Origin of the sequence: Vibrio sp. VPAP30 (genome assembly GCF_001188205.1) — a bacterium.
Lineage (GTDB): Bacteria > Pseudomonadota > Gammaproteobacteria > Enterobacterales > Vibrionaceae > Vibrio > Vibrio bivalvicida.
Genome location: NZ_LBLS01000010.1, coordinates 16,601 through 37,001 on the forward strand (window position 1 = coordinate 16,601; position 20,401 = coordinate 37,001).

Below are 20,401 nucleotides of genomic sequence, written 5' to 3' on the forward strand. Positions count from 1 at the left end.
TACGCTCCTTACACCACGACTAAGACGATTAGTGAAATAAATGCCACGGCAGCCCACTGAGTTAGCACAATGATCTTCTTATCCACTGGCTTACCTTTTAAGCGAATTGGCATTACTTGAGGCATCATGCTAAAGAAAGTTTGAGCATGAAGCAGGCTACCAAGCAGGGCAACGATGTTAATCGCTACTACGATAGGGTTTGCCATAAACTCTAGCCAACCTTGCCAAGCTTCAGAACCTTTCACTAAAGAACCCAAACCGAAAGTTAGGAAAATAGTAAAAAGAATCAATGGCAGTACAGTTGCTTCACGAAGCATGTAGAAGCGGTAAAACGGATGGTTCTTCCACCAAGTTCGCTTTACTTCACGAACGTAAGGTTTACGGTTGCTCATCTTACGCCTCCTCTGCTGTTTTTGTTGGAGTGCCATCAGGCTTGAACATTGAAATCACAAAGTCCATAGATGACTCAACTTTACCTTGGTTTACCGCTGCCGCTGGGTCTACGTTCTTCGGACATACGTCTGAGCAGTAACCAACGAAGGTACAGCCCCATGCACCGTTTTCACCATTTATGAGTTCCATACGCTCAGATTTACCATTGTCGCGGCTATCGAGGTTGTAGCGATGCGCTAGCGTAAGTGCAGCTGGACCGATGAACTCAGGATTGAGGCCAAACTGCGGACAAGCTGCGTAACATAGACCACAGTTGATACAGCCAGCGAACTGCTTGTATTTAGCCATCTGCTCAGGCGTTTGAATGTTAGTACCATCTTCTGGCTTGCGATCGTTACCAATGATGTAAGGTTTGATCGCTTCAAGACGCTCAATGAACGGCGTCATATCAACGATTAAGTCTTTCTCAATCGGGAAGTTTGCCAGTGGCTCAATCTTCACGCCATTCGGGTAATCACGTAAGAAGCTCTTACATGCCAGCTTAGGTACGCCGTTTACCATGATGCCGCACGAGCCACAGATAGCCATACGGCAAGACCAGCGGTATGAAAGGTCTTTGTCTAGGTTATCTTTGATGTAGCCGAGTGCATCTAAGGTCGACATGGTTTCATCGAACGGAACCTCAAAGGTTTGAAAATGCGGTTCCGCGTCTTTCTCTGGGTCGTAACGCAGAACCTCTACTTTTTGGATGCGATTTGCTGACATTATGCTTGCTCCTCTGCGTTCTTTTGCGCCGCTTGCGCTGCTTCTTCAGCGGCTGCTTTCTCAGCTGCTTCTTCAGCGGCTGCTTTCTCAGCTGCTTCACCGTAAAGACGAGCTTTAGGCTGTGACTTAGTGATGGTCACCTTACTGTAGTCGATATTTGGTGCGGCATCTTGCTTAAAGAAAGCCAGAGAGTGTTTAAGGAACTCAACGTCATCACGTTCAGTGCAGCCATCGTCTAGACGCTGATGGGCACCACGAGACTCTTTACGCAGAATTGCAGAGTGAACCATAGCTTCTGCCACTTCTAGGCCGTAGCCCACTTCAATAGCGTACAGAAGGTCAGTGTTGAACACTTTGCCTTTATCTTTGATGCTGATGCGCTTGTAACGCTCTTTCAACTCAGTGATTTTATCAATGGTCGCTTGCATCAAATCTTCTTGGCGGTAGATACCACAGCCCGCTTCCATGGTATGACCCATTTCAGTGCGGATATCTGCCCAGTTTTCATCGCCTTCTTGGTTCATTAATGCAGCGATACGCTGCTCAACATCTTTGACTTGAGCTGCAATAGACTCTTCGTTCCAGCCCTTGAATTCCGCTGCACGCTTCACTGCTTGTTCACCAGCAACACGGCCGAATACCACGAACTCAGCCAGTGAGTTAGAACCTAGACGGTTAGCGCCGTGAAGACCAACAGAAGCACATTCACCTACCGCGAATAGACCTTTAATGCGCGTTTCACATTCGCCGTTAGTTTCAATACCACCCATGGTGTAGTGAACGGTAGGGCGAATTGGAATTGGTTCTTTCGCAGGGTCAACGTTAACGTATGCTTTCGCTAGCTCACAGATAAACGGTAGACGCTCTTGCAGGTACTCTTCACCAAGGTGGCGAAGGTCTAGATGAACCACATCACCTAGAGGATGTTTTATGGTGTTGCCTTTCTGCTGTTCGTGCCAGAAAGCCTGTGAAACCTTGTCGCGAGGACCGAGTTCCATGTATTTGTTCTTTGGCTGGCCAACTGGAGTTTCAGGGCCCATGCCGTAGTCTTGTAGGTAACGGTAGCCATTCTTGTTAACGATGATACCGCCTTCACCACGACAGCCTTCGGTCATCAGGATACCTGTACCTGGAAGACCAGTTGGGTGGTACTGAACGAATTCCATATCACGTAGAGGTACGCCATGACGGTAAGCCATTGCCATGCCATCACCGGTTACGATACCGCCGTTAGTATTACAGTGATAAACACGACCTGCGCCACCTGTTGCTAAAACAACAGACTTGGCTTTAATTGTAACGAGTTCACCTTCTGACATGTGGATAGCGATAAGACCTTGCACTTCGCCTTCATCGACAAGCAGATCCACCACAAAGTACTCATCAAAACGTTTGATGTTGTCGTACTTCATTGATGTCTGGAATAGGGTATGAAGCATGTGGAAGCCAGTTTTATCAGCCGCGAACCATGTACGCTCAACTTTCATACCACCAAATCGGCGTACGTTGACTTCACCGTTTTCTTTACGACTCCATGGGCAGCCCCATTGCTCCATTTGGATCATTTCGCGAGTCGCGTTTTCTACAAAATATTCAACAACGTCCTGTTCACATAGCCAGTCACCACCGCCAACAGTGTCGTTGAAGTGGTTGTCTAGACTATCTTCATCCTTGATAACTGCTGCCGAGCCACCCTCCGCTGCGACCGTGTGAGAACGCATTGGATAAACTTTAGAAATGAGTGCGACTTCTAAATCAGGGTTTGCTTCAGCTGCTGCAATAGCAGTGCGAAGACCAGCGCCGCCTGCGCCGATGACTGCGATATCTGTGGTGATAGTTTGCACAGTTATCCTCCAGTGTGAATTTGCGGAGTAATCCGCTTGTTATAGTTAAATGGGGTAATTCCCCAAAAGTGGTAGGGTTAGTGTAGAAGAGCTAGTTTGCAGAAAAATTGATGTATTTAGGTTTTTGCTCCGGTAATGCATTCAAGAGCATAAAAAATATAGGTTATGTGATTGCAATCACGGCAAGAAATGATTGATAGAGCAGTAGATAGTAGAGGTTTGTTAAGGCGCTGTTACATGACATTAGCTTGGGCAATATCTAATACAGGCTAGGCGAATTAATGTTCTGTAATACGTTGAAATCTTGCTTCATTTGTAAGCTTGTTGCTCGGTGGTAATTTGCTAGGCAAATAGCAGGAAACTTGATATTTTCTCAGCCAGATAAAGCAGTGAGATTTGAGTTATGAGTGATCAGTGGCAGCCCACAGCGTCGATAAAGCAACTTAGACAGCGCGCGAATGTGCTTGCGCAGATACGGCAATTCTTTGCTGAGCGAAACGTGCTGGAGGTCGATACTCCGGCCATGAGCCATGCGACAGTGACGGATATTCACCTACATACTTTTCAGACCGAGTTTATAGGTCCGGGATATGCGGATGGCAGTAAACTCTATTTAATGACTAGCCCTGAATTTCATATGAAGCGACTACTGGCAGCGGGTAGTGGTTGTATTTATCAGATAAACAAAGCGTTTCGCAACGAAGAGAACGGCCGTTTCCATAACCCAGAGTTCACCATGTTGGAATGGTACCGAGTCGGTTTTGATCACCATAAACTGATGGATGAAATGGACGCTTTACTGCAAGTCGTTCTTGAATGTGGTCAAGCGGAGCGAATGACCTACCAACAAGCTTTTATTGATTTACTTGGCGTCTGCCCATTAGAAGGCACAATGGCAGAGCTAAAGCTAGCAGCCGAGAAGCTAGGCTTAAGTGATATTGCGCAGCCAGAGGAAGACCGTGATACCTTGCTTCAACTACTATTTAGTATTGGTGTCGAAGGTAAGATAGGCCAAAGTGCCCCGGCTTTTGTTTACGACTTCCCGGCTTCCCAAGCGGCACTGGCTAAGATCAATCAGCAAGACTCACGTGTTGCCGATCGCTTTGAGGTTTACTTTAAAGGCATAGAACTAGCGAACGGTTTCCATGAGCTTGATGATCCGCAAGAACAACTCAAGCGATTTGAACAAGATAATGCCAAGCGCATTGAGATGGGACTATGTCCTCAACCGATCGATCATCATTTAATCGCAGCACTCAAGTCAGGTTTACCTGAATGTGCAGGTGTGGCACTAGGGGTTGATCGCTTAATCATGCTAGCGATCGGCTGCGAGCATATTGATCAGGTCACGGCGTTTCCGTTTCCGATAGCGTAAGGAAATGTGCAACAGATTCTTATTCTGAGTGTAATTGACTCGCGTAGGCATCTTAACCTCGCTATACTTCCAATCTGAATTTTTAGTCTAGAGCTGCAATTCCCTTCATTGTTGAAGCAGCAGCGTTGTTGACTACGCCAATTCACCGGATCGCCGGCCGCCCTAATCACATAGGACTACTATGCTCATAGGGCTGAATTGGCTTGTCGCCTAGCTGCAACTCCAACTATTTTGGGAATACATCCTTCATTGTTGAAGTGGCAGCTCTATTATCAAAGAGCACAGGACATGCAAGAGTACATCGCATTTTTTCAAGAGAACATGATTTTATCTCTGGTATGGGTTGGTCTACTAGTCGCCCTTATCATGAATATCGTTAAATCAACGACAGCTGCATACAAAGAAATCACTGCAGCACAGACTACTCAGCTAATGAACCATCAAAGTGGTGTAGTCGTTGATATCCGCAGTAAAGATGAGTTCCGTAAAGGACACATTACCGATGCACTTCACATTTTGCCGTCTGATATCAAAGCAGGTAACTTCGGAAGCCTTGAAAACCACAAATCAGACCCAATCATTGTAGTGTGTAAGACAGGTCAAACGGCTCAAGAGAGCGCTAACCTTCTTGCTAAAGCGGGCTTTGAAAATGTAAGTCTGCTTAAAAATGGTTTGATTGCTTGGAGTGAAGCAAACATGCCTTTAGTGAAAGGTAAGAAGTAATTCAAACACCAAATGCCTTAAACGCTGATTGAAAAATCGGCGTTTGTTTTAGAGAGATGTGAAGAGTTCCACGAAATTCATTGGAACCCTAGTCATAGCAAGCTCTCTCAGTTAGTCTCCAATCAGACTATTTATCGCAGGATTAAAGGATTTTTAAAATGGCTGAAGCAGCACCACAACAAGAAGCACAAAACTTCGCAATTCAACGTATCTTCCTTAAAGACGTATCTTTCGAAGCACCAAACTCACCAGACATGTTCCAAAAAGAGTGGAACCCAGATGTTAAGCTAGATCTAGATACTCAAAGCCGTGAACTAGGTGAAGGCGTATACGAAGTTGTTCTACGTCTGACAGTAACGGTTAAGAACGCTGAAGAGACTGCGTTCCTATGTGAAGTGCAACAAGGTGGTATCTTTACTGCAGATAAGATGGAAGCTGGCCAACTAGCGCATTGTCTAGGTGCATTCTGCCCGAACATCCTATTCCCTTACGCTCGCGAAACTATCTCAAGCCTAGTGGTTAAAGGTACGTTCCCACAACTAAACCTTGCACCAGTTAACTTTGATGCTCTGTTTATGAACTACCTACAGCAGCAAGCTCAGCAAGAAGGTGAAGCTGAAGCGTAATGACTGATTCCTCTGTGTAACAGAGGTGCGGTATAAAATGCACAGAGCGTCTCTATTTGATGCGATGTGCATTTTTTGTTTATAGGATTGGATTCTTGCCACTGATATTTAGTAGCAATACTAATAGTTAGCGGCAAGATTCTAGTCACCCTAATGACAATCAGGCGGAATAATGAAAGATAAGACCAACAATGCCTACGGGAAAGAAATTGCAATGACCGTACTTGGTGCCGGTTCCTACGGTACTTCGCTTGCCATCTCTTTAGCACGTAATGGTGCCAATGTAGTAATTTGGGGCCATGAAGCTGAGCATATGGCTCGTCTGGAAGCAGATCGTGCCAACCACGAGTTTCTACCTGGAATTGAGTTTCCTAAATCATTGATTGTGGAATCTGACTTAGAAAAAGCGGTTCAAGCCAGTCGTGATTTGCTGGTTGTGGTACCAAGTCATGTATTTGGTATTGTGCTAAATAATGTGAAAGCACATTTAAGAGACGATTCACGTATTTGCTGGGCAACCAAAGGACTAGAACCTGAAACGGGTCGCCTGCTTAAAGACGTTGCAAATGAAGCCTTAGGCGAGGGACACTCATTGGCGGTTCTGTCTGGACCTACGTTTGCGAAAGAGCTCGCAATGGGAATGCCAACAGCGATTTCTGTTGCGTCACCAGACAACGACTTTGTGGCTGATCTACAAGAAAAAATCCATTGCAGCAAAACTTTCCGTGTCTACGCAAACAGTGACTTCATCGGTATGCAATTAGGCGGTGCAGTGAAGAACGTGATTGCGATTGGCGCAGGTATGTCTGATGGTATCGGTTTTGGTGCCAATGCGCGTACGGCTTTGATCACTCGCGGTTTAGCAGAGATGACCCGTTTGGGTGCTGCGTTAGGTGCACAGCCAGAAACCTTTATGGGTATGGCAGGATTAGGTGATTTGGTACTGACATGTACCGATAACCAATCTCGTAATCGCCGCTTTGGCTTAGCACTAGGTCAGGGCAAAGATGTCGATACAGCACAAGATGACATTGGCCAGGTTGTTGAAGGTTATCGCAATACCAAAGAGGTGTATTTATTGGCAGAGCGCATGGGTGTTGAGATGCCAATTGTTGACCAAATATATCAAGTATTGTATCAAGGGAAGGATGCAAACTTAGCAGCGAAAGATTTGCTCGCTCGCGATAAGAAAGCGGAAGCATAGAAGACAACAGCAACACTGGACTTTGTATCTAGATACTAGGGATTCAGTACTAGGATATTTCATGAAACATTGTGAGAAACAGAAGGTTTGGCAAACCATTGTTAAGGAAGCAAGAGAGCTTTCTGAGCAAGAGCCAATGTTAGCAAGCTTCTATCATGCGACCATCATTAAGCATGATAGTTTGAGCGCGGCGTTAAGTTATATTCTGGCGAATAAACTTAATACGGTGTCGATGCCAGCGATGGCAGTCAGGGAAGTGGTTGAAGAAGCCCTAAACTCTGACCCAAGTATTAGTGCTTCTGCGGCTTGTGATATCTGTGCTACGGTTAACCGAGACCCCGCTGTCGCAATGTATTCTATGCCATTGCTGTATTTGAAAGGTTACCATGCCTTACAGGGCTATCGAGTGGCTAATTGGCTTTGGAAGCAAGGTCGTATTGCTCTTGCCACGTATTTGCAAAACCAAATTTCGGTCGCGTGTCAGGTAGATATTCACCCTGCAGCTAAGATTGGTCGAGGCATTATGTTAGACCACGCTACTGGTATCGTTATTGGTGAAACCGCAATTGTTGAGAATGATGTCTCGATTCTCCAAGATGTCACCCTAGGTGGTACAGGCAAAGAGTGCGGTGACCGTCACCCGAAAATCCGCGAAGGTGTAATGATAGGTGCTGGAGCTAAGATTCTCGGTAATATTGAAGTTGGAGAAGGGGCTAAGATTGGCTCTTGTTCAGTAGTACTTCAAGCTGTTCCCGCTCATACCACAGTGGCAGGGGTTCCGGCTAAGATTGTTGGCAGGCCTAAGACCGATAAGCCATCTTTGGATATGGACCAACAATTTAATGGTCGTTCACAAAGCTTTATTGGTGGGGATGGGATCTAAAAGCTAGAACGGACTTCGTCTTTCGGGAGGAAGAGAGTTTGTCATTCCGTAGAGTGACGAAGGAGCGAGTAGGGAATCTCTTACGGTTCTCAACTCGCTAGAAGAGATCCCCAACTCACTCGTCCTTGAGGATGACCTAGAAGAAAAAAGGCTTAGTGCAATACACCAAGCCTTTAAATTTTTCTCGCTTTTCGCTTTAACCTAGAGCGTCTAGTTCAGTAAGAACTTCTTCAGCCCACTCAATCCATGCTTGGCGAATCAGCAGGTTTCTGCGCAATGTTAAGCGCTCTAAACGTTGTTGCTTATCTAGCGTTGCTGTTGTTGAGTAGTAAGCATTTTCGATTTCTTGGTAGTGAGCAACCAGCTTGCGCGATTCTTCTACCAGTTCAGCCAGTTGAGTACGGTATGGAGTTGATGGTTGTACTGCACAAGCCATCAGCTTTGCTGAAAACTCGTCACGGACGGTTGGGTGGGAGGTCGGTTGGTCAAACCATTCACCTAGCGCCGTACGGCCAGAGTCGGTAATTGAATATACTTTACGGTCTGGCTTGCCTTCTTGAGGCTCTAGTACACAGGTGACTAGGTTATTCTGAGCCATTTTATTTAGTTCGCGATAAACTTGCTGGTGGCTCGCTTTCCAGAAATAGCCGATAGTGGCTGAAAATTCTTTAGTAATATCGTATCCAGTCGCATCGCGAGTGCTTAGAACGGTTAAGATAACGTGTGGTAATGACATGTCTTCAATCCAAATGGTCAATAAACTACTAAGTACAACCACTTAATTTCTGTCGTGCTTCTGATTGGCACTGATCATCAGTAGAAAAAGTGGCACCAACAATGTTGGTCATGTCACCTAAAAAAGCCGTTTATCACCTAGGATCGATAATAAAATATCGAAAGCTGTAGCATGTAAGATTTTATAGAAGTTGCCGCAGCGGTGAAGTAGTATATCTAAATAATAAGCATAAAGTAGAATAGAAGGACAAAATATCCCAAAAAACTGACAAAAATCTCAATAGTGCGCATCATTTAGATGATTGTATTGTAAATTGGGTAAAAATGACGCAGTGGTGGTTCTACTTTCTATAACCAAAGCGCGCTAAGAGATAAAAAAAGGTTGGTGATTTCACACCAACCTTCTTGGTTTTAGAGTGAAGATTAACCTGTGTTACGCATACCTGCGGCGATGCCCGCAATGGTTACCATTAGCGCTTCTTCCAGTTCTGGTGCCGTCTGTTCATTTTGACGAGTTCGGTAGAGCAATTCAGCTTGCAGCATGTTCAACGGCTCTACGTAGATGTTACGTAGACGAATCGATTCTTGACCCCATGGATCGCTCTGCATTAGGTTCTCATTGTTTTCTACGTTAAGTACTGACTTGATGTCTTTTTGCAATTGTTCACGTAGACGATCACCAAGTGGCAATAGCTTAGTGTCGACCAAGCGCTCATCGTAGTAACGAGAAATCTCCAAATTACACTTTGTGTAGACCATTTCGAGCATACCTAGGCGAGTCGAGAAGAATGGCCATTCACGACACATCTCTTCTAGTAGCGCTTGATGCCCTTTATCTACCGAGTATTGGATTGCTTCACCAGCACCGAGCCAAGCTGGAAGTACTAAACGGTTTTGGCTCCAAGAGAAAATCCAAGGAATCGCACGCAAGCTTTCTACACCACCCTTCGGGTTACGTTTCGCCGGTCTCGAACCTAATGGCAGTTTACCCAGTTCTAGCTCAGGCGTTGTTTGACGGAAGTAAGGAACGAAGTCGGCTTCACCACGTACTACATTGCGGTAAGCTTCACAGCTAACTTCAGACAGAACGTTCATTAAATCACGCCACTCTTGTTTAGGCTCTGGTGGTGGCAGCAAGTTCGCTTCCAGGATGGCACTTGCATACAAGCTAAAACTGTTGACTGCAACTTCAGGAAGACCGAGCTTAAAGCGGATCATTTCCCCTTGCTCAGTGACACGAAGACCACCTTTCAAACTTTTTGGTGGCTGAGATAGTAGTGCTGCGTGGGCAGGCGCACCACCGCGACCGATAGTACCGCCACGGCCGTGGAATAGAGTCAGTTCCACGCCTTCCTCTTCGGCTACTTTGACCAGTGATTCCATTGCGTGGTACTGGGCCCAACCCGCTGACATAACACCTGCGTCTTTCGCAGAGTCGGAATAGCCGATCATGACCATTTGGTGGTTTTGGATAAAGCCACGGTATAGGTCAATGCCCATCAGCTGTTTGATAACGGACTCGGCATTATTTAAGTCATCGAGCGTTTCGAACAGTGGACATACGTCCATGCGGTAAGGGCAACCTGATTCTTGCAAAAGCAGGTGAACGGCAAGGACATCAGAAGCAGTACGGGCCATTGAAATGACATAGGCACCAAACGCTTCACGCGGCTGCGCAGCAACTATTTTACAAGTATCGAGGACTTCTTTAACCGCTTCTGACGGCTGCCAGTCTCTAGGTAGTAGTGGACGTTTCGATGCCAATTCATTGGTTAAGAAAGCAACTTTATCTTGCTCACTCCACTGGTCGTAATCGCCAATACCTAGGTAGCGAGTCAGCTCGGACAATACATCTGAATGACGAGTACTTTCTTGACGAACATCGAGACGAACTAGGTGAACGCCGAAAGCTTTAATGCGGCGCAATGTATCAAGAAGTGAGCCGTCCGCGATGATCCCCATACCACACTCGTGCAGTGATTGGTAACATGCGTATAGCGGCTCCCAAAGCTGCTCAACGCGTTGCAGTGGTGCTTTGACAGCGAGCTTCTGACCATTGATCTTAGCGTCAAGGATCTCTTTGGTTTCATTCAGTAGTGCGCGAAGCTCTTTAAGTACCGCGCGGTAAGGTTCGTGTTCACCTTCACCGGCTAGGGTGCGTACTGCGTCATTGCACTGAGTCATCGATAGCTCGCTAACCAGTTCATTGATGTCATTGAGGTAAAGGTCAGCGGCTTTCCAACGTGAAAGTAATAACACTTCGCGAGTGATGGTGTGGGTGACGAATGGGTTGCCGTCACGGTCACCGCCCATCCAAGAGGAGAAATGAACAGGTCGCGCGTCGATAGGCAGACCTTCACCAAGGTGGTCTTCTAGACGTAAGTCAAGTTCACGTAAGAAGTCAGGCACTGCTTCCCAAAGTGAGTTTTCAACTACTGCGAAGCCCCATTTTGCTTCATCAAGTGGTGTCGGACGCTGCTTACGAATTGTGTCTGAGTGCCAGCTCTGGGCGATAAGTTGTTCGAGACGGCGCTCTGTTTTCTGACGCTCTTTGACTGAGAGATCGCTAAGCTCTAGCTTAGACAAGCACTTATTGATCTTGACCAATTTGTGGATCATGGTACGACGAGTAATTTCTGTCGGGTGCGCTGTCAGTACCAGTTCAATATTAAGATCGCGCACTGCTTGCGCCGTATCTAACTTGCTAATGTCATTTTGAGCAAGTTTAGAGAACAGGGAATTAATCGCGTCTGGTTCACAAACATGAGCATCACAATGGCGAGAGATAGTGTGATACTGCTCTGCCATATTGGTCAGGTTGAGAAATTGGTTGAATGCATGAGCAACCGGGGTTAGTTGCTCATTTGGCAGGCTTTTAATTTCATCAATCAAGCTATCTCTGTCTTGTTGATTGCCTGCGAGGGCGGACTTAGAAAGTTTACGAATGGTTTCTACTTTCTCTAGAAGTACGTCACCGTGTGCATCCTTGATGGTGTTACCGAGCAAGTGTCCTAGCATGCTCACATTGCTTCTGAGCGCAGAGTATTTCTCGTTCATTATCATCCTGCCTTGTAAAAAAATTACATCCAATGTTCCTTGTTAAGTAGACAATCTAGCGAAAAATATCGCTGTGAGTCAAATACTGTAGGCTAAGTTTGCAATAATTGTGCAAGTTAATGTAACGCTTTGCATGTGATGATAATGACTAAATATGTTGAAATTTTCTTACAGAATGAGAGCTTCGCCTATAGGAACGGACTTCGTCCTGTGGAAAACGAGAACGGGCTGCACCCTATAGAACGCTGCGCTTCGATATCGGACTCCGTCCTTCGAGAGGAGTTCGCTTTTTTTATCCCTCATCTGTAACGAGGCGTTCTCAGCAAAAGGGTTGACGTAATACGACAACCTTCCCAAAATGCCCAACTCTCCATAGGGCGCAGCCCGTTCCCGCTTCCTTCATCCCGCAGCAAAGCGTTAACGCCCTGTATTTAAAAACAATATTTATGCATCGCTTTCGACAATACATCGATAGTTGGGTTAATAAATTCAAAAGCGAGGAATTCATCTGGCTGATGGGCTTGGTCAATTGAGCCAGGACCAAGAACCAGCGTAGGACATAACTGCTGCAAGAAAGGGGCTTCAGTACAGTAGTTAACCGTCTCAGAACGAGTGCTACAGATCTCTTCTACACCACCAATAAATGGATGGTCATGCTGACATTCGTAGCCGGGGATCGGCTCGTGAAGTGACGTGATCGAGATTCTGCCCGGCCACTTGGCTTCGATTTCTTTGAGTGCGCCGCGCAGCATGTTATCTAGTCCATCTAGGCTGATTCCCGGCAAAGGACGAACATCGTAATGCAGTTCACAGCAGCCGCAGATACGGTTAGCACTGTCACCACCATGAATGTGGCCTAGATTTAACGTCGGGCTAGGAATGGCAAATCCTGGATGATGATACTCTTTAATCAGCTTGTCACGTAGCTGCATTAAGGCAAATAAAACCTCATGCATGATTTCGATAGCATTGACCCCTAAAGCAGGATCAGATGAGTGGCCCGATTTACCGGTCACTCGCACCGCATTGGCAACATGACCTTTATGACCTCGAATAGGCACTAGGCTAGTTGGTTCGCCGATGATGCAGTAATCCGGTTTAAATGGGGCGGTTTCCGTGAAGTGGCGTGCGCCGAGCATAGTTGTCTCTTCATCACATGTTGCGAGCACATAGAGAGGTTTGGTCTGTTTGCTCCAATCAACTTTTTTAACCGCTTCTATAATAAAGGCAAAAAAGCCTTTCATATCCGCTGTACCCAAGCCATAAAATCGGTTGTTCGCTTCCGTCAACGCGTGTGGCTCGAAATTCCAACGCCCTTCATCGAACGGCACGGTATCACTGTGCCCTGCCAAAAGCAGTCCGCCTTCACCAGAGCCTTTTTTGGCGATTAGGTTAAATTTGCCCGCTTCTACTTCAGTTAAGTTTACTTCAAAGCCTACGTCTTTCAGCCAAGTCGCTAACTTTTCAATCACTTTTGCGTTGCCTTCATCCCAACCGGAGTCCGTTGAGCTTATAGAAGAGGTAGAAATCAGGCCGCTGTAGACCTCAATAAAACTTGGTAATTGCATATTTAGTTTACATTCCCTGTTGACAGAGTTCGGCTAAGAAGGTAAAACACATATTAAATCACTTTTATTGAATAAAAAACCAATAAAAGCTGAATAATTTAAATTTATAGTCATTATCGAAATGACGTTTTTTACTCAAAATGGATGTCTGAGATGCTCAAAACCACAATCATAGGCGCAAGCGGTTATACCGGAGCAGAGCTTGCTTTGATGGTGCATAAACACCCTGAACTTACGCTATCAGGTTTATATGTTTCCGCCAATAGCCTTGATGCAGGTAAAGACATCGCACAGCTTCACGGCAAGCTGGCTGGAATTATTAGTCAACCAGTACTTCCTCTCAAAGATGTTGAAGCTGTGGCTAATCAAACGGATGTGGTTTTTCTTGCCACTGCGCATGAAGTTAGCCATGACCTAGCGCCGCTGTTTTTGGCGCAAGGTTGCCAGGTGTTCGATTTGTCCGGTGCGTTTCGCGTTAAGAAAGAAGGCTTCTACAGCGAGTTTTATGGCTTTGAACATCAGCATGATGCTTGGTTAGACAACTCAGCCTACGGATTGGCTGAGTGGAATGCACAAGCGATTAAACATAGTCAGCTTATAGCGGTGCCAGGTTGTTACCCAACAGCTTCACAGTTAGCGGTTAAGCCTTTACTCGAAGCGGGTTTGGTGGATACGGCTCAATGGCCTGTGATTAATGCCACTAGCGGTGTTTCCGGTGCTGGCAGAAAAGCATCGATGACCAACAGTTTCTGCGAAGTAAGTCTGCAGCCATATGGTGTGTTTAATCATCGTCATCAGCCGGAAATCGCCAGCCACTTAGGCACTGATGTGATTTTTACCCCGCATCTTGGAAACTTTAAGCGTGGCATTTTGGCTACTACAACCATCAAGCTAATCGCAGAAACATCTGAACAACAAGTAGTAGCAGCGTTTAGCTCGGCTTATCAAAACAAGTCGGCAGTGCGTCTTATCGAGTCAGCGTTGCCGAATATTCAAAATGTAGAGAATACCCCTTTCTGCGATATAGGTTGGAAGGTTCAAGGTGAGCATGTCATCGTTGTTTCAGCGATAGACAACTTGCTAAAAGGTGCATCTAGTCAAGCGATGCAGTGTTTAAACATCCACTACGGATTTCCAGAGCTGACTGCTCTTGTTTAATTGAGCAGAGAAGGAAAAGTAATGACAGATAACAAACTTACTCCATTAGTGATCAAATTAGGCGGTGCTGCACTGTCGTGTACTGAGACATTAAGCCAAGTATTTGGTGCGATTGCCCAATATCAACAGCAAGCTCAGCGACGAATTGTGATCGTTCACGGAGGAGGTTATCTGGTGGACGATCTAATGGCGAAGCTGCAACTTGATACGGTCAAGAAAGAGGGGCTTCGTGTAACCCCTTATGAGCAAATTCCAGTGATTGCTGGCGCTCTAGCCGGAACAGCCAACAAGATGTTGCAAGGTCAAGCGATCAAAGATGGCCTTAATGCAGTTGGTTTGAGTTTAGCGGATGGTGGCTTATGTCATGTCAAAGAGCTAGACCCAGAATTAGGCGCAGTAGGTAAGGCGACGCCAGGAGACTCAACCGTGCTGCAAGCGATTTTACAAACGGGTGCACTACCTATCATCAGCTCTATTGGTTTAACTGAACAAGGCCAGATGATGAACATCAATGCTGACCAAGCTGCGGTTGCTGTGGCAGGAGCTTTAGACGCTGAACTGGTTCTTTTGTCAGATGTTAGCGGCGTACTGGATGGCAAAGGCCACCTGATTAAAAGCCTTGATGAGAAACAAGCACAAAACCTCATCAATGGTCATGTGATTACCGATGGCATGATCGTCAAAGTGAATGCGGCACTAGAAGCAGCCAATGATTTAGGACGACCAATAGAAGTAGCAACATGGCGTTATCCAGAAAAGCTAACTGAGTTATTTGCCGGACAAAGCATTGGAACCCAGTTTTTACCACAGTAGTTGGTAGTAAAGAATTAGAGCTGAATGCATGTCGCATTGAGCGATAAAAATAGATTAAACAGGAAGTAACCCGCAGCACTGACCGCCACGCGCAGCGCCGGGATTTGGAGAAAGAAAATGAGCAAAGTTCAAGTTAATAAAGTAGTTGTTGCATACTCTGGCGGTCTGGATACATCAGTGATCATTCCATGGCTGAAAGAGAATTACGATTGTGAAGTAGTCGCGTTCGTTGCCGATGTTGGACAAGGCGAAGAAGAGCTAGAAGGCATCGAAGAAAAGGCCAAAGCCTCTGGCGCTTCAGAGTGTTACATCGCTGATCTAAAAGAAGAGATGGTGGCAGATTACATCTACCCTACGCTAAAAACAGGTGCTTACTATGAAGGTAAGTACTTACTAGGAACGTCAATGGCACGTCCGATTATTGCTAAAGCTCAGGTTGAAGTCGCGCGTCAAGTCGGTGCTGATGCACTCTGTCATGGTTGTACCGGTAAAGGTAACGACCAGGTGCGCTTTGAAGGGGCTTTCGCAGCACTTGCACCAGACTTACACGTCATTGCCCCTTGGCGTGAATGGGATCTTGTCAGCCGTGAAGAGTGTCTTGATTACCTCGCCGAGCGTAATATCCCATGTACTGCATCATTAACGAAAATTTATTCACGTGATGCGAACGCTTGGCATATCTCTACAGAAGGTGGTGTGTTAGAAGATACTTGGAATGCGCCAGACGAAGATTGTTGGGCATGGACAGTCGATCCTGAGCAAGCGCCAAATGAAGCTGAATACGTGACACTAAAAGTTGAAAAAGGTGAAGTTGTCGGTGTCGATGGAGAAACAATGACGCCATACAACGCACTAGTGTACCTGAATGATAAAGGTGTGAAGCATGGTGTTGGACGTATCGATATCGTTGAAAACCGCCTAGTAGGGATGAAGTCTCGTGGTTGTTACGAAACTCCGGGAGGCACGATCATGATGGAAGCGCTTCGCGCAGTAGAGCAACTTGTACTAGATAAAACCGCATTTGAGTTCCGTGAAGAGCTTGGTGTAAAAGCTTCTCACCTAGTTTATGACGGTCGTTGGTTTACTCCGCTATGTAAGTCAATTCTGGCGGCATCAGAAGAGCTTGCTCAAGACGTGAATGGTGAAGTCGTGGTTAAACTATACAAAGGTCAGGCGACAGTGACTCAGAAGCGTTCTGATAACAGCCTTTATTGCGAACAGTTTGCGACCTTTGGTGAAGATGAAGTTTATGACCAAAGCCACGCTGAAGGCTTTATCCGTCTTTACTCGCTATCAAGCCGTATCCGTGCCCTGAATAGTCAGAAGAAATAACCACTGACGGATAGAAATCTAGAGCCCACTTGGTTAGCCAAGTGGGCTTTTTGCTTTTCAGAGAAGAGAGTTAGTTTAAGAATTTACCTTTGAATAAATATGTTGAAAAAGTGAATTAATACTTTATTTTTGTTCTCATTTGCCGTAACTTTGAACCATCAAACAATACTGAATCTAATTCAGAGTTAACGAAAGCAATTTTACTAACCAGCACGACTAGTGAGCACAGGTAATCAGGAGAAACGCGATGGCATTATGGGGCGGAAGATTTACCCAAGCAGCAGATACGAGATTCAAAGATTTTAACGACTCATTGCGCTTCGATTACCGACTAGCTGAACAAGATATCGTTGGTTCAATCGCTTGGTCAAAGGCTTTACTCTCTGTTGATGTATTAACTGAACAAGAGCAGCAAAAACTTGAACTAGCATTGAATGAACTCAAGCTTGAAGTGATGGAAGATCCTCATCAGATCCTACGTTCAGATGCTGAAGACATTCATTCATGGGTCGAGCAGCAACTAATCAGAAAAGTGGGAGATTTGGGTAAAAAACTTCATACAGGACGCTCGCGTAATGATCAGGTGGCGACAGACTTAAAGCTTTGGTGCCGCCAGCAGGGGCAGCAGTTGTTGATGGCACTTGATCGTCTGCAAGCGCAAATGGTCGCTGTGGCAAAAGAGCATCAAGGCACAGTATTGCCTGGCTATACTCATTTGCAGCGTGCTCAGCCGGTGACTTTTGCCCATTGGTGTCTTGCCTATGTCGAAATGTTTGAGCGTGACTATTCACGTCTTGATGACGCGATTCATCGTCTCGACACTTGCCCACTAGGCTCTGGTGCTTTGGCAGGTACGGCCTATCCAATCGATCGTGAAAAAGTCGCGCACAATCTTGGTTTTCGTCGAGCAACTCGCAACTCGCTCGATTCAGTCTCAGATCGTGACCATGTGATGGAACTGATGTCGGTGGCTTCAATTTCAATGCTGCATTTATCCCGCCTTGCTGAAGATATGATCTTTTACAATTCAGGTGAATCAAACTTCATTGAACTGGCGGACACTGTGACCTCAGGCTCGTCACTGATGCCACAGAAGAAAAACCCTGATGCTCTAGAGCTTATCCGTGGTAAGACAGGGCGCGTTTACGGGTCTTTGGCTGGCATGATGATGACCGTAAAAGCGTTGCCACTTGCATATAACAAAGATATGCAAGAAGACAAAGAAGGCTTGTTCGATGCTCTAGATACATGGAACGACTGTATGGAAATGGCTGCTTTGTGTTTTGATGGGATTAAGGTCAACGGAGAGCGTACACTAGAGGCGGCGAAGCAAGGCTATGCTAACGCGACAGAGCTTGCGGACTATCTGGTCGCGAAAGGTATTCCATTCCGCGAAGCGCACCATATCGTTGGTGTTGCTGTCGTGGGGGCGATAGCCAAATCTTGCGCACTCGAAGAGCTATCGATTGCGGAGTTAAAAGAGTTCTCATCCGTGATTGAGGAAGATGTCTACGATATTCTGACCATCGAATCTTGCCTTGAAAAACGTAGTGCGCTTGGGGGCGTGTCGCCGAAACAAGTGGCTTATGCGGTAGAGCAAGCAGAAGGTCGTCTGATCAAGCGTGACTCTTCAGCAGTGAATGTCCGACCAGCTCGATTAACCGATATTGACTCTTTAGAAGGCATGGTGGCTTACTGGGCTAACATAGGTGAAAACCTCCCTCGTTCACGCAGTGAGCTAGTGCGTGATATTGGTTCTTTTGCGGTTACTGAACACAATGGAGAAATTACCGGTTGTGCATCTCTGTATGTTTATGATTCTGGGTTAGCTGAAATACGTACTCTTGGCGTTGAGGCTGGCTGGCAAGGTCAGGGGCAAGGCAGTGCGATTGTTCAGTACCTGGTTGAAAAGGCACGCCAAATGGCAATTAAGAAAGTGTTTGTTCTAACTCGTACCCCTGAATTCTTTATGAAGCAATCCTTCTTACCAACATCGAAGTCCTTGTTACCTGAGAAAGTGCTTAAAGATTGTGACCAGTGCCCAAGACAACACGCATGTGATGAGGTGGCATTGGAAGTGAACCTTGCCGAGCAAGCAATAGCAAGGGTTAACGTTGCCTAAGTAACTGATTCAGAAAGATCCAAATAAAAGATCAAAAAAGATCGAGGATTTTGGGAACTATTAAGAAAAAGCCCGGTCTATTAAAGTACCACTGCTTTTTCTTAGAAGAATCTAAGAAGGCCCCAAACCATAATTGGTTTTGGGGCTTTTTTCTTTTTAGCGCATAGCAAATATAGGCGAGCGAGTTAGGCGTCGTCTACTTATCTTCTTTTCCATTCCTTTTTCGCCAAGGCAAGATGACAAATCGCATCCAGAGGTGAAGAAACAGCAAACCGTTGAAGGCAAAGCCTGCCATAATGAGCGCGATAGACTCGATGCTCTGAGGGTTGTCACGAAAAGTGAACCACCAGACGATCCAACACAACACGGATAAGACAGTGAGCTGATCCATGCAGCGTTGGCATCGGCCTATTTTCTTCCAGAACCAGTCACTATTTTTGCAGTATTTACATGTCATGATTGCGGTTAATTCGGTAACATACGAGGTCTTAGCATATCTCAATTAACCTCAAAGTGATAAACATGATCGAACGTCAACAAACCAAACAACGAATGAGCCGTATTGTAAAGCACAATGGAACTATCTACCTTTGTGGCCAAGTTTGCGCAGATGCAACTAAAGGCATTACTGAACAGACTCAAACAATGCTAGATAAGGTTGAAGAGCTATTGCTAGAAGCGGGCAGTGATAAAGAGCATATGCTTTCAGCGACTATCTACATCAAGGATATGAAAGATTTCCAAGAAATGAATGCTGTTTGGGATGCTTGGGTTCCGGAAGGTCATGCACCTGCTCGCGCATGTGTAACGGCAGATATGGCGCGTGAAGCTTTATTGGTTGAAATCTCTGTGATTGCTGCAGAAAAGTAACTACAAGAACGACGAAAAAAACGAGCTACTTAGCTCGTTTTTTTGAATACTTCTCGCTCAGTTACTATTGAGCTAAGTAAGCATCTAGCTCTTCACTGCCACCAATGTGCTTACCACCGATAAAGACTTGCGGCACTGTTGTGCGGCCAGAAATAGCGCGTAAACTTACTGTTGTCGCATCTTTACCTAGAATGATCTCTTCATATTGAAGATCGTTGTCAATCAGTGCTTGTTTAGCTTTGACACAGAACGGACAGCCCGGTTTACTAAACACAGTAATCGATTCTTGTGTTTTGAATTCTGGCGCTACGTGTTTAAGCATTGTATCTGCATCAGACACTTTGAACGGGTCGCCCGGCTCGTTTGGTTCAATGAACATTTTCTCCACCACACCATTTTTCACTAGCATGCTGTAACGCCATGAGCGTTTGCCAAATCCTAGGTCATTCTTGTCTACCAACATACCCATACCGTCAGTAAATTCGCCATTACCATCCGGAATAAAAGTGATGTTTTCTGCTTCTTGGTCTGACTTCCAAGCATTCATTACGAAAGTATCGTTAACAGACATACAGATGATTTCATCAACACCGTGGTCTTTAAAAACTGAGAACAACTCGTTGTAACGTGGCAGATGGCTAGATGAACAAGTCGGAGTGAAAGCGCCTGGCAAGCTAAACACAATCACGGTTTTATCTTTAAATAGCTCGTCACTGGTGACGTGAACCCAAGCGTCACCTTGACGAATAGGGAATGTAACTTGTGGTACGTTTTGACCTTCTTTAGATGCAAACATATTGGTTTCCTTAATAGCGGATTATTGTAATTTTATTATTGAGTCTTATCAGTGTAGTGACTGTGCTCTGTCTCGATGGGGTCATTATTGAAGAAATTCTTTGATAGCTCCAATCGTTTAATGTTATGGTTTTGATA

General features: G+C 45.6%; 18 protein-coding genes. 10 read left to right on the forward strand and 8 right to left on the reverse strand.

The genetic code is table 11. From position 1 onward, the window contains the following. Positions 1–8 precede the first annotated feature (8 nt). Genes frdC through frdA form a run of 3 tightly spaced genes read right to left on the reverse strand, consistent with a single transcriptional unit; the run spans position 9 to position 3,002 of the window. On the reverse strand, positions 9–392 hold the full coding sequence (gene frdC, locus ZX61_RS01600) for a fumarate reductase subunit FrdC (protein WP_049842979.1): 384 nt from the start codon (positions 390–392) through the stop codon (positions 9–11). A 1-nt stretch (position 393) separates the two neighbouring features. Continuing rightward, the gene (locus ZX61_RS01605; protein WP_049842980.1) at positions 394–1,158 is read right to left on the reverse strand and encodes a succinate dehydrogenase/fumarate reductase iron-sulfur subunit; all 765 of its coding nucleotides are present in this window, start codon (positions 1,156–1,158) and stop codon (positions 394–396) included. After that, a complete protein-coding gene (frdA, locus tag ZX61_RS01610; RefSeq protein WP_049842981.1) occupies positions 1,158–3,002 on the reverse strand; it encodes a fumarate reductase (quinol) flavoprotein subunit in 1,845 nt (614 codons plus the stop codon). The genes ZX61_RS01605 and frdA overlap by 1 nt, the downstream gene beginning before the upstream one ends. A gap of 403 nt (positions 3,003–3,405) precedes the next feature. Here frdA and epmA point away from each other — a divergent pair, with 403 nt between their 5' ends. From epmA to cysE, 5 genes are all read left to right on the forward strand, one after another. Beyond that, positions 3,406–4,377 carry an elongation factor P--(R)-beta-lysine ligase gene (gene epmA / locus ZX61_RS01615; RefSeq protein WP_049842982.1) on the forward strand — a complete coding sequence of 324 codons (972 nt, stop codon included), beginning with the start codon at positions 3,406–3,408 and terminating at the stop codon, positions 4,375–4,377. 288 nt (positions 4,378–4,665) lie between these two features. Then, entirely contained in the window at positions 4,666–5,100 is a 435-nt protein-coding gene (locus ZX61_RS01620) for a rhodanese-like domain-containing protein (protein WP_049842983.1), read from the forward strand. Positions 5,101–5,258: 158 nt separating this feature from the next. Further along, entirely contained in the window at positions 5,259–5,726 is a 468-nt protein-coding gene (gene secB / locus ZX61_RS01625; protein ID WP_004743280.1) for a protein-export chaperone SecB, read from the forward strand. Between the two features lie 172 nt (positions 5,727–5,898). Beyond that, positions 5,899–6,930 carry an NAD(P)H-dependent glycerol-3-phosphate dehydrogenase gene (gene gpsA, locus ZX61_RS01630; RefSeq protein WP_049842984.1) on the forward strand — a complete coding sequence of 344 codons (1,032 nt, stop codon included), beginning with the start codon at positions 5,899–5,901 and terminating at the stop codon, positions 6,928–6,930. Between the two features lie 61 nt (positions 6,931–6,991). Next, positions 6,992–7,813, forward strand: a complete 822-nt coding sequence (gene cysE / locus ZX61_RS01635) for a serine O-acetyltransferase (protein ID WP_049842985.1) — start codon at positions 6,992–6,994, stop codon at positions 7,811–7,813. A 196-nt stretch (positions 7,814–8,009) separates the two neighbouring features. Here cysE and ZX61_RS01640 read toward each other — a convergent pair whose 3' ends face one another. From ZX61_RS01640 to argE, 3 genes are all read right to left on the reverse strand, one after another. After that, on the reverse strand, positions 8,010–8,549 hold the full coding sequence (locus tag ZX61_RS01640) for a PadR family transcriptional regulator (protein WP_049842986.1): 540 nt from the start codon (positions 8,547–8,549) through the stop codon (positions 8,010–8,012). 422 nt (positions 8,550–8,971) lie between these two features. Then, a complete protein-coding gene (ppc, locus tag ZX61_RS01645; RefSeq protein ID WP_049842987.1) occupies positions 8,972–11,605 on the reverse strand; it encodes a phosphoenolpyruvate carboxylase in 2,634 nt (877 codons plus the stop codon). Between the two features lie 431 nt (positions 11,606–12,036). Further along, positions 12,037–13,173 (reverse strand): acetylornithine deacetylase, encoded by a 1,137-nt coding sequence (gene argE, locus ZX61_RS01650; RefSeq protein ID WP_049842988.1) that lies wholly within the window; start codon positions 13,171–13,173, stop codon positions 12,037–12,039. Between the two features lie 153 nt (positions 13,174–13,326). On the opposite strand from argE, the gene argC reads away from it, so the two are divergent. The 4 genes from argC to argH all read left to right on the forward strand — a co-directional run bounded on the left by argC (position 13,327) and on the right by argH (position 18,598). Then, positions 13,327–14,331: an N-acetyl-gamma-glutamyl-phosphate reductase gene (gene argC / locus ZX61_RS01655; RefSeq protein WP_049842989.1), complete on the forward strand. Its 1,005-nt coding sequence runs from the start codon at positions 13,327–13,329 to the stop codon at positions 14,329–14,331. Positions 14,332–14,352: 21 nt separating this feature from the next. Beyond that, on the forward strand, positions 14,353–15,144 hold the full coding sequence (gene argB / locus ZX61_RS01660; RefSeq protein ID WP_049842990.1) for an acetylglutamate kinase: 792 nt from the start codon (positions 14,353–14,355) through the stop codon (positions 15,142–15,144). Positions 15,145–15,261: 117 nt separating this feature from the next. After that, positions 15,262–16,476, forward strand: coding sequence for an argininosuccinate synthase (locus ZX61_RS01665; RefSeq protein ID WP_049842991.1), 1,215 nt, complete (start codon positions 15,262–15,264; stop codon positions 16,474–16,476). A 247-nt stretch (positions 16,477–16,723) separates the two neighbouring features. Beyond that, a complete protein-coding gene (gene argH, locus ZX61_RS01670) occupies positions 16,724–18,598 on the forward strand; it encodes an argininosuccinate lyase (protein WP_049842992.1) in 1,875 nt (624 codons plus the stop codon). Positions 18,599–18,794: 196 nt separating this feature from the next. Here the strand turns inward: argH and ZX61_RS01675 are convergent, their stop codons facing one another. Further along, positions 18,795–19,055 (reverse strand): DUF3624 domain-containing protein, encoded by a 261-nt coding sequence (locus tag ZX61_RS01675; RefSeq protein ID WP_049843023.1) that lies wholly within the window; start codon positions 19,053–19,055, stop codon positions 18,795–18,797. A gap of 65 nt (positions 19,056–19,120) precedes the next feature. Between ZX61_RS01675 and ZX61_RS01680 the strand changes: the two genes are divergently transcribed. Continuing rightward, positions 19,121–19,468, forward strand: coding sequence for a RidA family protein (locus tag ZX61_RS01680; RefSeq protein ID WP_004743292.1), 348 nt, complete (start codon positions 19,121–19,123; stop codon positions 19,466–19,468). A gap of 64 nt (positions 19,469–19,532) precedes the next feature. Here the strand turns inward: ZX61_RS01680 and ZX61_RS01685 are convergent, their stop codons facing one another. Continuing rightward, positions 19,533–20,264, reverse strand: coding sequence for a glutathione peroxidase (locus ZX61_RS01685; protein WP_049842993.1), 732 nt, complete (start codon positions 20,262–20,264; stop codon positions 19,533–19,535). Positions 20,265–20,401: the final 137 nt, after the last annotated feature.

Excerpts from the sequence above, each read along its gene's own strand:
- secB (WP_004743280.1), top strand. The coding sequence starts at position 5,259 with ATGGCTGAAGCAGCACCACAACAAGAAGCACAAAACTTCGCAATTCAA.
- ZX61_RS01680 (WP_004743292.1), top strand. The coding sequence starts at position 19,121 with ATGATCGAACGTCAACAAACCAAACAACGAATGAGCCGTATTGTAAAG.
- gpsA (WP_049842984.1), top strand. The coding sequence starts at position 5,899 with ATGAAAGATAAGACCAACAATGCCTACGGGAAAGAAATTGCAATGACC.
- argH (WP_049842992.1), top strand. The coding sequence starts at position 16,724 with ATGGCATTATGGGGCGGAAGATTTACCCAAGCAGCAGATACGAGATTC.
- argE (WP_049842988.1), bottom strand. The coding sequence starts at position 13,173 with ATGCAATTACCAAGTTTTATTGAGGTCTACAGCGGCCTGATTTCTACC.
- frdC (WP_049842979.1), bottom strand. The coding sequence starts at position 392 with ATGAGCAACCGTAAACCTTACGTTCGTGAAGTAAAGCGAACTTGGTGG.
- argC (WP_049842989.1), top strand. The coding sequence starts at position 13,327 with ATGCTCAAAACCACAATCATAGGCGCAAGCGGTTATACCGGAGCAGAG.
- ZX61_RS01665 (WP_049842991.1), top strand. The coding sequence starts at position 15,262 with ATGAGCAAAGTTCAAGTTAATAAAGTAGTTGTTGCATACTCTGGCGGT.
- cysE (WP_049842985.1), top strand. The coding sequence starts at position 6,992 with ATGAAACATTGTGAGAAACAGAAGGTTTGGCAAACCATTGTTAAGGAA.
- ZX61_RS01675 (WP_049843023.1), bottom strand. The coding sequence starts at position 19,055 with ATGACATGTAAATACTGCAAAAATAGTGACTGGTTCTGGAAGAAAATA.
- ZX61_RS01620 (WP_049842983.1), top strand. The coding sequence starts at position 4,666 with ATGCAAGAGTACATCGCATTTTTTCAAGAGAACATGATTTTATCTCTG.
- epmA (WP_049842982.1), top strand. The coding sequence starts at position 3,406 with ATGAGTGATCAGTGGCAGCCCACAGCGTCGATAAAGCAACTTAGACAG.
- ZX61_RS01685 (WP_049842993.1), bottom strand. The coding sequence starts at position 20,264 with ATGTTTGCATCTAAAGAAGGTCAAAACGTACCACAAGTTACATTCCCT.
- argB (WP_049842990.1), top strand. The coding sequence starts at position 14,353 with ATGACAGATAACAAACTTACTCCATTAGTGATCAAATTAGGCGGTGCT.
- ppc (WP_049842987.1), bottom strand. The coding sequence starts at position 11,605 with ATGAACGAGAAATACTCTGCGCTCAGAAGCAATGTGAGCATGCTAGGA.
- ZX61_RS01640 (WP_049842986.1), bottom strand. The coding sequence starts at position 8,549 with ATGTCATTACCACACGTTATCTTAACCGTTCTAAGCACTCGCGATGCG.
- ZX61_RS01605 (WP_049842980.1), bottom strand. The coding sequence starts at position 1,158 with ATGTCAGCAAATCGCATCCAAAAAGTAGAGGTTCTGCGTTACGACCCA.